This window comes from Cryobacterium sp. TMT1-19 (assembly GCF_004403055.1).
Classification (GTDB): Bacteria; Actinomycetota; Actinomycetes; order Actinomycetales; family Microbacteriaceae; genus Cryobacterium; species Cryobacterium sandaracinum.
The window spans coordinates 33617-47483 of record NZ_SOHB01000048.1; the positions used below are offsets into that span (position 1 = coordinate 33617).

The window sequence follows — 13867 nt, forward strand, 5'->3', positions numbered from 1 at the left end:
CCCAAGCGCACTATGCACACATGCCTCTGCACGGGCACCGGCCAAAAACACGTTTCACCCGCGCCCCCGAACGAATTCGACGGAGATTTTGGCAAAAACAGCCAGATTAGCTCGAAAAACCTTCCTCTTTCCCAAAATCTCCGTCGAATTGGTTCACCACCGAACCGGGCTCATAGTCGTGCGGACTCCGGCTCGTGAACGCCTGTTGGGCACGGCGCGCATCGTCGAGGGAGTGCCTCCTCGACCACCGCCGACCTGGGTGGGTCAAGGTACCGGGGCTCGGAGCCGAGCCGGACGCCGCTACTGCACCGCGGAAGTCAGCCGGGCAAGATTGTCGAGCACCGTGGAGCGCAGCGGCTGCTTCATCCATTCCGCCAGGGTGAGTTCACGGCTGTCCTCCCGGTAGCCGTCTTCCACCGCCCGCAACTGCTGCACGAAGGAGCGTCCGCGCACCATCATCGATACCTCGAAGTTGAGGCTGAACGAGCGCATGTCCATGTTGCTCGACCCGATCACGGCCACCTCGTCGTCGATCGTGAAATGCTTGGCGTGCAGCACGTAGGGAGCCTTGTACAGGTAGATCTTCACGCCCGCCCGAAGCAGCTCCTCATAGTAGGAGCGCTGCGCGTGGTAGACGAGGGCCTGGTCGCCGACCTCGGAAACGAACAGCTCCACCCGCAGCCCGCGCTGAGTGGCCGTCGTGATGGCGTACATGATCGACTCGTCTGGCACGAAGTACGGGCTCGTGATGATGATGCGCTCCTGTGCATAGTAGAGCAGAGCGAGGAACAGGCGCAGGTTGTTCTCGCCCTCGAAGCCGGGTCCGCTGGGCACGACCTGGCAGTCCAGGGAGTGCGGCACAACCTCGGTTGACACCGGCTGGATGTCCCGGGTCAGAAGGTCGTTGGTCTCGCTATACCAGTCGGTGATGAAAATCGCGTTGAGACCCGACACGATCGGTCCCTCGACCCTCGTCATCAGGTCTTTCCACTTCAGGCCGCGACGGATGTTCCCCGGCATGTTGTACGTGCGGTCGATGACGTTCTGCGACCCCATGTAACCGACCGTGCCGTCGATGATCAGCACCTTACGGTGGTTGCGCAGATCCGGCCGCTGCCACTTTCCCTTGAGCGGCTGCAACGGCAGCAGGAGCTCCCACTTCACGCCGGAGTCGGTGAGCCGGCGCAGCGTCTCGCGGTAGCCGAGCTTGCGCATCGACTGGATATGATCCATCAACACGCGCACGGTCACGCCGCGCTTGACGGCGTTTTCGAGGGCGTCGAAGAATGACGCCGTGGTCGGATCCAGGGAAAGAATGTAGAACTCGACGTGCACGAAATTGAGGGCCCGATCGATGTCCGTGACCATCTCGGCGAACGTGCCCTCATAGTCGCCGAGCAGGCGGGCCTCGTTGCCGCCGACCAGCGGCATCGCCCCCAGATTGCGGTTGAGTTCAACGACCGAGTCGAGCCAGAGCGGCCACGGATGATCGCGACGCACCTGATCGATGCCCTCGGTGCTGTCGAGGATGAACTGGTTGATCTCCTCCTGCATTTCCAGCCGCTTTTTCGGCAGGGTTCGGTAGCCGATGAGTAGGAAGAGTAAGGCGCCGATGAAGGGCAGGAAGAAGATCGTTAGCAGCCACGCCATGCCCGATGTCGGCCGACGGTTGCGAGGAACGACGACGATTGCCACCACGCGAATGGAGAAATCGACCACCAGGGCGATCACGAGGATGATGGTCGAGATGTCGATGCCGAACATTCGGTGCTACGTAACCGGTTTATCGAGCCCGAGCTTGGCGCGCTCTTCCGCCTCGATCCGGGCGTAGACCTTACGCTCCGTGCGGTCTGCCCGCACGATGGAACGCATCACGATCCAAAAGATCAGCCCGACGGCGACGGTGGGCAGGAGCGCCCAGAAAGCGCTGACCCAGAAGTTATCCATGATGTCTCCAACGATACGGGAAAACGGCGGGCAGGCGCGCGACGTTTACGTGTTCAGCAGCCCTGCGATACCGGTGCCGATTGCGTAGATCCCGGTTCCCGCGACGCCGACCCAGATCGAGATTTCGAGCAGGGACGGACGACGACGGACGCGCGGGATCGGTTGGCCGGGCACAGGCTCGCCGGGCACAGGCTCGCCGGGCACAGGCTCGCGAGGCGGCTTCGACCTCATCGGATGATCATTTCACCAGCGGGAATAGAATGGTCTCCCGGATTCCCAGCCCGGACAGCGCCATCAGCAAACGGTCGATGCCCATGCCCATGCCGCCGGTGGGCGGCATCCCGTGCTCGAGGGCCCGCAGGAATTCCTCGTCGAGGCGCATGGCCTCGGGGTCGCCGCCGGCGGCGAGGCGCGCCTGTTCGACGAAGCGCTCACGCTGCACGACCGGGTCGACGAGCTCGGAGTAGCCGGTGGCCAGCTCGAAGCCGCGCACGTACAGGTCCCACTTCTCGACCACCCCGGCCACACTGCGGTGGCCGCGCACGAGCGGGCTGGTGTCGATCGGGAAGTCCAGCACGAACGTGGGGCGGGTCAGGCCGCCCTTCACGAAGTGCTCCCACAGCTCCTCGACGTACTTGCCGTGGATGGGGTGGTCGATATCGAGCCCCTCCGTGTCGGCGAGCACCTTCAAGTCGGCGAGCGGGGTGGCCGGCGAGATCGCGTAGCCGACGGCCGCGGACAGGCTGTCGTACATGCCGATGCGGTCCCAGTCGCCGCCCAGGTCGAATTCGGTGCCGTCGGCCCAGGTAACCACGTGCGAACCGGCGATGGCGAACGCGGCATCCTGAATCAGTTTCTGGGTGAGGTCGGCGATCGAGTTGTAGTCGCCGTAAGCCTCGTAGGCCTCCAGCATCGCGAACTCCGGCGAGTGGGTGGAGTCGGCGCCCTCGTTGCGGAAGTTGCGGTTGATCTCGTAAACCCGGTCGATGCCGCCGACGACGGCGCGCTTGAGGAACAGCTCCGGCGCGATCCGCAGGAAGAGGTCGGTGTCGAACGCGTTGCTGTGGGTCGTGAACGGGCGAGCGGATGCGCCACCGTGCATGACCTGCAGCATCGGCGTCTCAATCTCGATGAAGCCCAGCTCCGTGAAGGTGCGGCGCATGCTAGCGACGGTCTGCGAGCGCTGGATCACGCTGCGGCGGGCCTGCTCGCGAATGATCAGGTCGAGGTACCGACTGCGCACGCGGGTCTCCTCGCTGAGCGCGGTGTGCAGGTTCGGCAGCGGCAGCAGCGCCTTGGCGGCGACCTGCCACTCCGACGCCATGATCGAGAGCTCGCCGCGGCGGGAGGAGATGACCTCGCCGGAGACGAAGAGGTGGTCGCCGAGGTCGACGAGGTCTTTCCAATCGGCGAGGGATTCCTCCCCCACCGCCCCCAGGGAGATCATTGCCTGGATGCGGCTGCCGTCCCCGGACTGCAGGCTCGCGAAACAGAGCTTGCCGGTATTGCGCAGGTGCACGACGCGGCCGGCGAGGCCGACGATGACGCCGGTGACGGCATCCGCTTCGAGGTCGCCGAACTGCGCGCGCACGGCGGGAATCGTGTCGGTGACGGGCACGGACACCGGATAGGCGCCGCCGGCGGGACTGGTCGCGGCGGCGTTCAACCGGTCACGTTTGGCCAGGCGCACGACCTTCTGCTCGTTGGTCTCGGCCTCCGCCGCTGCGGCGGCCACGATCTCGGCCTCGGTCGGTGCTGGGTTCTGCTCGCTCATGCGGTTCTCCGTGGCAGGTGGCGGCCGGGCGATGCCCGGCGCTCCCGCGCGTGCTCATAAATGTGACGACGTGTTGATGAAAGGTCGGGCTGGTGAGGGTCTGGCTGGTGACGGTCGTGCGGGTGGTGCGGCCTAGGAAAGGTCCAGGGCCACGTTGTCGATCAGCCGGGTGTGACCGACCAGCGCGGCGACCAGCATGCGGGCCGGGCCGTGATGCTCGCCCCCGACCGGAAGGAAGGTCCGCGGGTCGACGACAACGAGATAGTCCAGTTTAACCAGCGGCTGCACGTCGATCCGCGCCTGGGCGGCCTGCAGTGCGGCGCCGACCCCCTGGGCGGCGACGGATGCTGCGGCCTCGAGCCCCGCGGACAGCGCCCGGGCGGCGGCGCGCTGCGCCGGTTCGAGCGCGCGGTTGCGGCTGGAGAGGGCGAGGCCGCCGTCTTCGCGCACGATCGGGACGACCTCGATGCGGGTGCGGAAGTTGAGGTCGGCCAGCATCCGTTCGACCAGGAAGACCTGCTGCGCGTCTTTCTGGCCGAATACGGCCACGTCGGGGCCGACGATGTTGAACAGCTTCGCGACCACCGTCAGCATGCCGTCGAAATGCCCGGGGCGCGCAGCGCCCTCGAAGAGGCTGCCGACCGCGCCGGCGACAACCCGGGTGGAAGCGGCGCCGTCCGGGTACATCAGCTGGCTGGTTGGCGCGAATACGAACGGCACGCCCTCCGCGGCCAGAGCCGCGACATCGGCCTCGAGCATGCGCGGGTAGCTGCCGAGATCTTCCCCGACCCCGAATTGCAGCGGGTTGACGAAGATCGACACCACGACGATGTCGCCGAGGCTGCGGGCCCGGCGCACCAGGGCCAGGTGCCCGGCGTGCAGGGCCCCCATGGTCGGGACCAACACGACGCGGGGGGTGCCGCCGGCCTCGCCGCGCTCGGCGCGCGCGTTCTCGATGCGGCTCTGCGCGTCGGTCAGGCGGCTCCGCAGTTCCTCGATGCTGCCGATGACTGCTGGTTTGGTGAGCACGTTCACTCGTCCTCCGGTGTGTTGCGGTTGTGTCATTCGTCGAAACCGTCCTGGTCGCGGGTGTCGAGCGCGTCCAGCGCGTCGAGCTGGGAGAGGTCGAGACGGTCGGGGCCGGTGCGGGCCAGCGCGTTCTCCATGGCGGAGCGCATCAGCGGCGCGATCACCGCCCCGGGGTGCTCGATGCCGATGCCGGCCAGCAGCCCGGTGGCCTGCTCCACGATCGAGGTGGAGAACGCCGTGGCGGTGTCAACGGCCTCGGCATAGGCAGCCCGGTCGGCCTCCGCGACGATCACGGGCTCGCCGCCCATCTCCACGACCAGCGCCTGCCCGATCGGCAGCACTGGCGTGGGCGCCGTCACCGCGAAGTAGCTGTCGGCGAGGCGGGCCAGGTCGATGCTGGTTCCGGTGAAGCTCATGGCCGGGTGGATGGCCAGCGGGATCGCGCCACCGGCCAGCGCCGGGGCCAGCACCGCGGTGCCGTACCGGGCCGAGGTGTGCAACACAAGCTGGCCGGCCTGCCAGGTTCCGGCGGCCGCGAGCCCGCTGACGAGGCTCTCGAGCTGGGCGTCGGGCACGGCGATGATGACCAGTTCGCTGCGCTCGACGATCTCGGGAACGGTGAGGATGGGCGCGCCCGGAAGAATCGCCTCGGCCCGGTCGCGGCTGGACTGCGAGATGGCGGAGATCCCGACGATCGCGTGGCCCGCGCCGGCGAGGGCGGCGCCGAGGATGGGGCCGACCCGGCCGGCACCGATGATGCCGATCCCGAGGCGTCCGGGACGCGGCGTCATTCGATGACTCCGTTCGGTTGCTTCCAGGTGGGTTGGGCCGCGGTCGGCTGGTCCTGGATCGGCTGGTTCCAGTGGTGGCTGGTGTCGGACTGGGCCGACGAGATGGCCCCGGAGGCGATCCGGTCGAAGAAAACCAGGGCCTCTGCGGCGGCCACCACCCCGAGGTAGGCGGACACCGGCCCGGCGACGGTGTGCAGCCGGGCGGAGGCGAGGCGCAGCATCCGGGTCACGGGGCCCTGCGAGATGGCGACGCTCTGCAACCGGGCCAGCGGCACCAGCACCAGCTCCCGCGAGATCACGCCGCGCCGGAGCAGAGCGATGCCGCCCACGACGGTGTAGCCGGTGCGGCGCCACGAGAACGGATGCAGCCAGGCCGCCCGGCGCGGCGCGTTCGTGAAGCCGTCGTCGCCGCCCTTCGAGCGGAGGCCCCGTTCGATCAGGGCCTGCTGCTCCGCCGAGTCGAACCCGGGCAGGATCAATTCGAGCACCCGGGCGACGTCGGCGAGCGTGCCCACCGGGAGGGTTGTGGTGTTGGCCTCGCCGGCGGCACCCTGGGCGCTGGAGTGGCCGGCCGTGTTGATGCGCACCTGCCACCAGCCGAACGGGCGCCAGAGCAACGGCTGCGAGACGCCGATCGCGTGGATCCGGCCCGGCGGCAGGGTCTCGTTGCTCGTGGTGAGCAGCCCGAAGCCGACCCGCACGCCGTCGGGGGTGCCGGCGATGCTGTAGCGCAGCGACTTGGTGACCCGGGTGAAATAGAAGCTGACGCTGGCGATCAGGGTGGGGATGAAGGCTACGAGCAGCCAGTCGCTGCCGCCGGCGGTCACGCTGACGATCAGGGCGATTCCGGCGAGCACGACGAAGACCGTGAAGCCGCTGAACACGACGGATCCGATCAGCCTCCCGGGTGGAATCCGCACCACCGATTCCGGCGGGGCGGCGTCGGGGTCCAGCTCGGGCGCGAAGAGATCCCGGGCCCGGTCGGCGGCGGCGGTCGCGGGAGAGTGGGGTGACGCGGGAGCGAGACCGAGACGGGAGGTCGGGGCCAGCGCGGCATCCGGGGCGGGAACGGCCTGCTGCCGCAGTCCGGACGCGAGGCGAAGGATGTCCCGTCGCAGCTGGTCGGCCAGGGTCGAACCCAGGTAGGCCAGTTGCACATTGGCGTCCTGACCGGCCACGCTGACTTCGAGCTTCGCGGCGCCGATCAGGCGAGGGATGAACGGGCGCACGATGTTGACGCCCTGGATGCGGTCGAGGCGGGCCCGGCGGTTGCTGCGGAAGAGCATTCCGCTACGCACCTCGACGACCTCCCCGGTGACCCGGAAGGTGTGCATGCGCCAGGACAGGTAGAAGACCGCCAGGATCAGCACAAGCACGACCGCGACCGCGAGCAGCGCCCAGCCGAAGACGCCGCGCTCGAGGATCGCGTCGATCGGGTCCCCGCCGTATCTCGGCACCCCGAAGAAGACGTCGATCAGCCGCTCGCGAAGGTTGGCGATGATGAAGCCGAGCACGGCGACGATGAAGATGCCGCCGCGCAGCAGTGGGCTGGCCGGATGCAGCCGGTGCCATTCCCCGTCGGCGAGCGTGGTCACAGCCCGGCCCGGCGACTCTCGGCCAGCTCCACGAGCCGGTCGCGCAGGCTCTCCGCGTCGGCCTCGGCGAGCCCCGGGATGAGCACCCCCGACGAGGCCGCCGCGGTCACGAATTTGAGGTCGGCCAGACCCAGCCAGCGCGCGATCGGGCCGCGCGTGATATCGACCAGCTGCATCCGCCCGTAAGGGACGGACACGAACCGGGTGAACATGATGCCCCGGCGGAAGAGCAGGTCGTCGCGTCGCAGCTGATAGCCGATGGCCCGCACCCGGCGCGGTTCGAAGGCGACACTGGCCCCGGTGATCAACACGATCGCGCCGATCACGTAGAGCGCCCACTGCACGTCGAGGAGCAGCCACACCGCCGCGGCCATGGCCGTGAACACCAGTCCGAAGACGATCGTGCCGACCGTCTCCACCACCACATAACGCGGGGAGACGCGCTTCCACTCCTCCACGTCGGGGAGGTCCAGTCGTACAGCCGCCTCAGGCACGCACTTCTCCCTGCTCTTGATCGTCGTCATCGGGGGGAAGCGTGCAAAAGTGCTCGGCCACCAGCCCCAGCGTCAGGAGGATCCCGGCGCCTACCGCCGTCCCGATTGCAGGCCATAACGATGTTACCGCCGGCATGACCGAGCGGGTCAGGATGTAGAGCACGATTCCCAGTCCGCCGCCGAGAAGCAGCGCCCCGCTCAGCGCCGACGCCTTCGCCAGTAGTGCCACCCGGATGGCCAGGAACGGGTTGACGTGTTTCCGCACCGTGCCGCGAATGGCCTGACGGATCGGCCAGGCCAGCGCCAGGACGCCGATCCCGATCGCGATCAGCGCGATCGGCAGGGTGGCCGGGGGCAGGAACATCGCCGAGCCGCCGGCCGCGGCGGCCAGCTCGAGCAGGAACACGACGACCAGGCCGGCCAGACCCAGGGCGATCAGCGCCGACGGCTGCGTACGTTTCACCGGCTGCCGCCCGCGGACGGCAGGGCGGGGTGCCGCTGCACGGTGGTGTTGATCGCGCCGAGCAGCGCGCGCACCGGGCCGCGGCCCGGCAGCACGGCGGCCGGGTCGAGGTCCAACCACGGGGCCAGCACGAAGTCGCGCTCGGCGGCCCGCTGGTGCGGGATAGTCAGGCGCTCGTCGTGCAGCGAGGCCGTTCCGAAGACGATGATGTCGATGTCGAGGGTGCGGTCGCCCCAGCGTTCGACCCGCACCCGACCGTGGTCGTTCTCGATGGCGTTCACCGCGTCGAGCAGGGTGTGCGGGTGCCCGGTGTAACGGATGCCGACCACCAGGTTCAGATAGCGCGGTGCCTCGTCGTCGACGCCGCCGACCTTCACCGCGGCGGACTCGTAGACCGGGGAGACGCCGGTCAGCTCGAGCCCGGGCACCTGCTTCAGGGCGTCGATCGCCGCGGTGAGGGTGGCCATGCGGTCGCCGAGATTGCTGCCCAGGGCGAGCAGCGCCGGGGTCGCGTCGGTCATGCGCGCGTCCGCACGATCTGCACCGCGACATCCGTGAACGGTACGGAGATCGGTGCCTGTGGTTTGTGCACCGTCACCTGAACCGTGTCGGCGGCGTCGTGCGCCAGCACCGCGGCGGCGATGCGCTCGGCGACGGTTTCGATCAGGTCGACCGGGTTGTGCCGGGCAGCATCCGTCACCTCCACGGCGAGCTCGCCGTAGTGGATGGTCTGCGTCACATCGTCGCTCGCGGCGGCATGCCGCAGGTCGAGCCAAACCGTCACGTCGATGACGAAGTCCTGTCCGTTTTCCCGCTCGAAGTCGTAGACGCCGTGGTGCGCGTTGACCCGCAGGCCGGTGAGCGTGATGGAGTCGCTTCTCATGGTCCCATTCTGGCGGAATCCGCCAGTGCCAGCACATTCAGCGCCGTTCGCGTCGCCGCGACGTCGTGCACGCGCACCGCCCAGGCGCCGGCCTGCGCGGCCAGCACGCTGACCACGGCGGTCGGCAGATCGCGTTCCAGCACGCCCGCGTCGGCCGGGAGCACCCCGGCGAGGAACCGCTTGCGAGAGGCACCGACCATGACCGGGAACCCCAGGTCGGCGAAGGCGTCCAGGTGGGACAGCAAACGCCAGTTGTGCTCGGGCAGCTTTGAGAAGCCGAGCCCCGGGTCAAGCACGATCTTCTCCGGCGGCAGGCCAGCCGCGGTGAGCATGTCGACCCGCGCAACCAGCTCGGCCCGCACCTCGGCGACGACGTCGCCATAGACAGCGAGGTCGTCCATCTTCGGGGCGTGCGCCCGCCAGTGCATGGCGACGTAGGTCAGCCCGCTGCGTGCGGCGATGGATGCCATCTGCGGGTCCGCCAGGCCGCCGGAGACGTCGTTGATGATCTGCGCCCCGGCGGCGGCCGCGGCGGCCGCGGTGCTCGAATTGAGGGTGTCGACACTGATCGAAAGCCCCTGCCGGGCGAGTTCGCTGATCACCGGGATCACCCGGGACTGCTCCTCGGCGGGCGCGACCCGGCCGGCGCCGGGGCGCGTGGACTCGCCGCCCACGTCGATCAGGTCGGCTCCCTGGGACTGCAGGTCGAGGGCGTGAATGATCGCGGCATCCGTCGACGCCCACCGGCCGCCGTCGCTGAAGGAATCCGGTGTGACGTTGAGCACCCCCATGATCAGGGTGCGCGGCCGGGTCACCGGCCGGAGCCGATCAGGGCCATGATCTCGGCGCGCTTCACGGGATCGGCGAGGGACCCGCGGCTGGCCATCGTGACGGTCGAGCTGCCGGTCTGGCGCGAACCGCGGGCGGTCACGCAGCCGTGCACGGCGTCGAGCACGACCAGTACGCCGAGCGGTGCGAGCCCGATTTGGAGCGCCTCGGCGATCTCCTCGGTCAGGCGTTCCTGCATCTGGGGCCGGGCGGCGATCGTGTCGACGACGGCCGGCAGCTTGCCCAGACCCACGACCCGTTCGTTCGGCACGTAGGCAAGGTGGGCGATGCCGAGGAAGGGCAGCAGGTGATGTTCGCAGACGGAGCGGAAGGCGATGTCGCGCAGGAGCACCAGTTCACCCGTGTGCGGGCCCACCGGGATCGTGTCGCGCAGGTGGTCGACCGGGTCCACCGCAAGCCCGGCGAAGAACTCACCGTATGATTCGGCCACCCGGCGAGGGGTCGCCCTGAGGCCCGGACGGGCGGGATCTTCGCCGATTGCGGCGAGGATCTCGGCGACCGCGGCTTCGATCCGCACCCTGTCCACTGCCACCCGGGGGCCTACGCGGTGGCGGGGCGAGGGGTACGGGCCGGCGTGCGGGCCGGAGTGCGCGCGGCGGTCTCGCCAGCGGTACTGCCATCGGCGACTCCGCTCTCGATGAGGGCCTTGGAGGTCGGCATCGCGATGGGCGGCAGGTCGGAGACCGGACGCTTGTCACTGGACAGCCACTGCGGCCGCGGGGGCAGCTTGACGACGCCCGTGAAGAGCCCGGCCAGCGCGTGCTGGTCGAGCGTCTCGTGCTCGAGCAGCTCGGCGGCCAGGTCGTCGAGGATGGCCCGGTTCGTGATCAGCACCTGGTATGCCTCGTCGTGCGCGTCTTCAAGCAGCTGGCGCACTTCGGCGTCGACGCTTTCGGCGACCCGCTCGGAGTAGTCCCGCTGGTGGCCCATGTCGCGGCCGAGGAAGACCTCACCGGAACCCTGCCCGAGCTTGAGCGGGCCGACGGCCGAGCTCATGCCGAACTCGGTGACCATCTTGCGCGCGGTGGAGGTGGCCTTCTCGATGTCGTTCGAGGCGCCGGTGGTCGGGTCGTGGAAGATGATCTCCTCGGCCACCCGACCGCCCATTGCGTAGGCGAGCTGGTCGAGTAGTTCGTTGCGGGTGACGGAGTAGCGGTCTTCGACCGGCATAACCATCGTGTAGCCGAGGGCGCGGCCGCGGGGCAGGATCGTGATCTTGGTGACCGGGTCGGTGTTGCGCATCGCGGTCGCCACGAGCGCGTGGCCGCCCTCGTGGTACGCGGTGATCAGCTTCTCTTTGTCGCGCATAACACGGCTGCGGCGCTGCGGACCGGCCATCACGCGGTCGACTGCCTCGTCGAGGGCGCGGTTGTCGATCAGCTGCGCGTTGGAACGCGCGGTGAGCAGCGCGGCCTCGTTGAGAACGTTGGCCAAATCGGCGCCGGTGAAGCCGGGCGTCTTGCGCGCCAGCACCTCGAGGTCGACGCCGGGAGCCATCGGCTTGCCCTTGGAGTGCACCTCCAAGATGCGCTTGCGACCGAGCATGTCGGGCGCGTCCACGCCGATCTGACGGTCGAAGCGACCGGGGCGCAGCAGCGCCGGGTCGAGGATGTCGGGCCGGTTGGTGGCCGCGATGAGAATGACGTTCGCCTTGACGTCGAAGCCGTCCATCTCGACCAGCAGCTGGTTGAGGGTCTGCTCGCGCTCGTCGTGCCCGCCGCCCATGCCGGCGCCGCGGTGACGGCCAACGGCGTCGATCTCATCGATGAAGATGATGGCCGGGGCGTTTTCCTTGGCCTGCTGGAACAGGTCGCGCACGCGGCTCGCGCCGACGCCGACGAACATTTCCACGAAGTCGGAGCCCGAGATCGCGTAGAACGGCACGTTGGCCTCGCCGGCGACGGCCCGGGCGAGGAGGGTCTTTCCGGTTCCGGGAGGGCCGTAGAGCAGAACGCCCTTGGGGATGCGTGCCCCGACGGCCTGGAACTTCGCCGGCTCCTTGAGGAAATCCTTGATCTCCTCGAGCTCCTCGATGGCCTCGTCGGCGCCCGCGACATCCGCGAATGTCACCTGGGGGCTCTCCTTGGATACCAGCTTGGCCTTCGACTTGCCAAACTGCATCACCTTGTTGCCGCCGCCCTGCATGCCGGCGAGCATGAACCAGAAGAACGCGCCGATCAGGAGCAGGGGCAGCATGATGCCGAGCAGCGACAGGATCCAGCTGGACTTCGGCACCTCGTCGGTGAAGCCGTCGGCCGGATTGGCAGTGGTGACGGCCGTGATGACCTCTTCGCCGCGCGGGGCGACGTAGTAGAACTGGACCTCGCTACCGAGGTCTTTATCCGCCTTGGTCAGGGTGAGGTCGACGCGCTGCTCGCCGTCGACGATCGTGGCCTCGGAGACCTTCCCGTCTTTCAGGAACTCCAGTCCCTGTTGGGTCGGAATCTCTTTGAATCCCGACATGGTAATGAGACTCGACCCTACCCACACAGCAACAATCGCCAGGAGAATGTAGAGGAGCGGCCCGCGCAGTAGCTTCTTGACGTTCATCGTGGTGTCAGGCTACCGTGACCGCGCTGGACGAAGACCGTGTGTTCGCCCAAAGCGCTACCAGGCTCAGCTGTAGATGTGCGGGGCGAGAACACCCACCGAGCGCAGATTGCGGTAGCGTTCGTCGAAGTCGAGACCGTAGCCCACGACAAACTGGTTCGGGATGTCGAAACCGAGGTATTTCACGTCGATGTCGACGCGAGCGGCATCCGGCTTGCGCAGCAGGGCGCAGATTTCAACGGATTCCGGTCCGCGAGACTTCAGGTTGGACAGCAGCCACGAGAGCGTCAGACCGGAGTCGATGATGTCCTCGACGATGAGCACGTTGCGGCCGTGCAGGTCGGTGTCGAGGTCCTTCAGGATGCGCACGACGCCGCTGGACTGCGTGCCGGACCCGTAGGAGCTGACCGCCATCCAGTCCATCGTGATCGGGTGCACGAGTTCGCGCGCCAGATCGGCCATGACCATGACCGCTCCTTTGAGCACGCCGACCAGCAACAGGTCCTTGCCGGCATAGTCCGCCTCGATCAGGCGGCACAGCTCTGCGAGCCGGGTGCGGATCTGCTCCTCCTCGATCAGAATCTCGGTGAGGTCGCCTTCAATGTCGCGGGGTTCCATGGGAGCGGGAGGGTCCTTTGCTCGGGGCGTGTCCAGGCGCGGTGAATATCAGCCAGCCGTCCTGCCGTATAACCCTAACGCCTGGCAGGTCAAGCGGCTTCTGCCCGTGCCAGTCGGTGACCAGGCGCAGCACGGCCAGCGTGTGCACGCGTTCCAGGGACACCCCGAACTCCCGTTCGACCGAGAATCGGATGATCCGCTGGCGCACCGCGGGCGGATTCGTCTCGAGCCGGCTCGCGTCCAGCCGGATTCCGGCGCCGTCGGCAGAGTCGCTGAGCGGTTCACTCAGCTGCTCGCTAAGACCACGGGCCAGGTCGTCGAGCGCGCTCGAGTCCTCGCGCAGCTGCCCGGCCGTGCGCACGAGTGCTTCGGCCACGCCGGGCCCCAGCTCCCGCTCGAGTACGGGCAGCACGGTCTGGCGTACCCGCACCCGCTGGAAGCGGGGGTCGTCGTTGTGCGGGTCCTGCCAGGGGTGCAGGCCGGCATCCACGCAGAATTGCCGGGTCCGGGCGCGACGGATGCCCAGCAGCGGCCGCAGAATCGGCCCGCCGACCGGCTTCATTCCCTGCAGGCTTGTGGGGCCCGATCCCCGGGCAAGGCCGAGTAGCACGGTCTCGGCCTGATCGTCGAGTGTGTGCCCGAGGAGGATGTGGCTCGCGCCGGTCTCCCGCCGCGCCTGGTCGAAGGCCGCGTACCGAGCGGTGCGGGCGGAGGCCTCCGGACCGCCGGCATCCGTGCCGTGGTCGACCGTGACCCGAAGAACGAGAACCGGGTCGAGGCCGAGTTCCCGCGCCTGCCCGGCCGCGGCCGCCGCGACGCCGGCCGAGCCGGCCTGCAGGGCGTGGTCGACGATGACCGCCCCGGCGCGCAGGCC

Annotated in this window: 15 protein-coding genes; all 15 read right to left on the reverse strand. The window is 68.5% G+C overall.

Features of this window, described 5'->3' with window-relative positions:
- Positions 1-300 precede the first annotated feature (300 nt).
- Complete coding sequence (cls, locus tag E3T40_RS12500; RefSeq protein WP_104169595.1) at positions 301-1764, reverse strand: cardiolipin synthase; 1464 nt, start codon at positions 1762-1764, stop codon at positions 301-303.
- 6 nt (positions 1765-1770) lie between these two features.
- The gene (locus E3T40_RS16385; protein WP_166784554.1) at positions 1771-1947 is read right to left on the reverse strand and encodes a hypothetical protein; all 177 of its coding nucleotides are present in this window, start codon (positions 1945-1947) and stop codon (positions 1771-1773) included.
- A 238-nt stretch (positions 1948-2185) separates the two neighbouring features.
- Positions 2186-3721 (reverse strand): lysine--tRNA ligase, encoded by a 1536-nt coding sequence (gene lysS, locus E3T40_RS12510; protein ID WP_104195079.1) that lies wholly within the window; start codon positions 3719-3721, stop codon positions 2186-2188.
- Positions 3722-3853: 132 nt separating this feature from the next.
- The gene (panC, locus tag E3T40_RS12515; RefSeq protein WP_134543886.1) at positions 3854-4786 is read right to left on the reverse strand and encodes a pantoate--beta-alanine ligase; all 933 of its coding nucleotides are present in this window, start codon (positions 4784-4786) and stop codon (positions 3854-3856) included.
- Positions 4783-5541, reverse strand: a complete 759-nt coding sequence (locus E3T40_RS12520; protein ID WP_104169598.1) for a Rossmann-like and DUF2520 domain-containing protein — start codon at positions 5539-5541, stop codon at positions 4783-4785. The genes panC and E3T40_RS12520 overlap by 4 nt, the downstream gene beginning before the upstream one ends.
- On the reverse strand, positions 5538-7136 hold the full coding sequence (locus E3T40_RS12525) for a PH domain-containing protein (protein ID WP_134543889.1): 1599 nt from the start codon (positions 7134-7136) through the stop codon (positions 5538-5540). Before E3T40_RS12525 ends, E3T40_RS12520 begins: the two co-directional genes overlap by 4 nt.
- Complete coding sequence (locus E3T40_RS12530) at positions 7133-7630, reverse strand: PH domain-containing protein (protein ID WP_241981776.1); 498 nt, start codon at positions 7628-7630, stop codon at positions 7133-7135. The genes E3T40_RS12525 and E3T40_RS12530 overlap by 4 nt, the downstream gene beginning before the upstream one ends.
- The gene (locus E3T40_RS12535; RefSeq protein WP_104169601.1) at positions 7623-8093 is read right to left on the reverse strand and encodes a DUF3180 domain-containing protein; all 471 of its coding nucleotides are present in this window, start codon (positions 8091-8093) and stop codon (positions 7623-7625) included. Before E3T40_RS12535 ends, E3T40_RS12530 begins: the two co-directional genes overlap by 8 nt.
- Complete coding sequence (gene folK / locus E3T40_RS12540) at positions 8090-8614, reverse strand: 2-amino-4-hydroxy-6-hydroxymethyldihydropteridine diphosphokinase (RefSeq protein ID WP_104169602.1); 525 nt, start codon at positions 8612-8614, stop codon at positions 8090-8092. Before folK ends, E3T40_RS12535 begins: the two co-directional genes overlap by 4 nt.
- Positions 8611-8976 carry a dihydroneopterin aldolase gene (gene folB, locus E3T40_RS12545; RefSeq protein WP_104169603.1) on the reverse strand — a complete coding sequence of 122 codons (366 nt, stop codon included), beginning with the start codon at positions 8974-8976 and terminating at the stop codon, positions 8611-8613. The genes folK and folB overlap by 4 nt, the downstream gene beginning before the upstream one ends.
- A complete protein-coding gene (folP, locus tag E3T40_RS12550; RefSeq protein WP_370287922.1) occupies positions 8973-9791 on the reverse strand; it encodes a dihydropteroate synthase in 819 nt (272 codons plus the stop codon). The genes folB and folP overlap by 4 nt, the downstream gene beginning before the upstream one ends.
- Positions 9788-10357, reverse strand: coding sequence for a GTP cyclohydrolase I FolE (gene folE / locus E3T40_RS12555; RefSeq protein ID WP_104169604.1), 570 nt, complete (start codon positions 10355-10357; stop codon positions 9788-9790). The genes folP and folE overlap by 4 nt, the downstream gene beginning before the upstream one ends.
- 8 nt (positions 10358-10365) lie before the next feature.
- Positions 10366-12375: an ATP-dependent zinc metalloprotease FtsH gene (ftsH, locus tag E3T40_RS12560; RefSeq protein ID WP_104169605.1), complete on the reverse strand. Its 2010-nt coding sequence runs from the start codon at positions 12373-12375 to the stop codon at positions 10366-10368.
- 66 nt (positions 12376-12441) lie between these two features.
- The gene (hpt, locus tag E3T40_RS12565; protein ID WP_104169606.1) at positions 12442-12993 is read right to left on the reverse strand and encodes a hypoxanthine phosphoribosyltransferase; all 552 of its coding nucleotides are present in this window, start codon (positions 12991-12993) and stop codon (positions 12442-12444) included.
- The coding region (gene tilS, locus E3T40_RS12570) for a tRNA lysidine(34) synthetase TilS (RefSeq protein WP_134543895.1) at positions 12974-13867 on the reverse strand (894 nt) is incomplete at its 5' end. The genes hpt and tilS, both read right to left, overlap by 20 nt.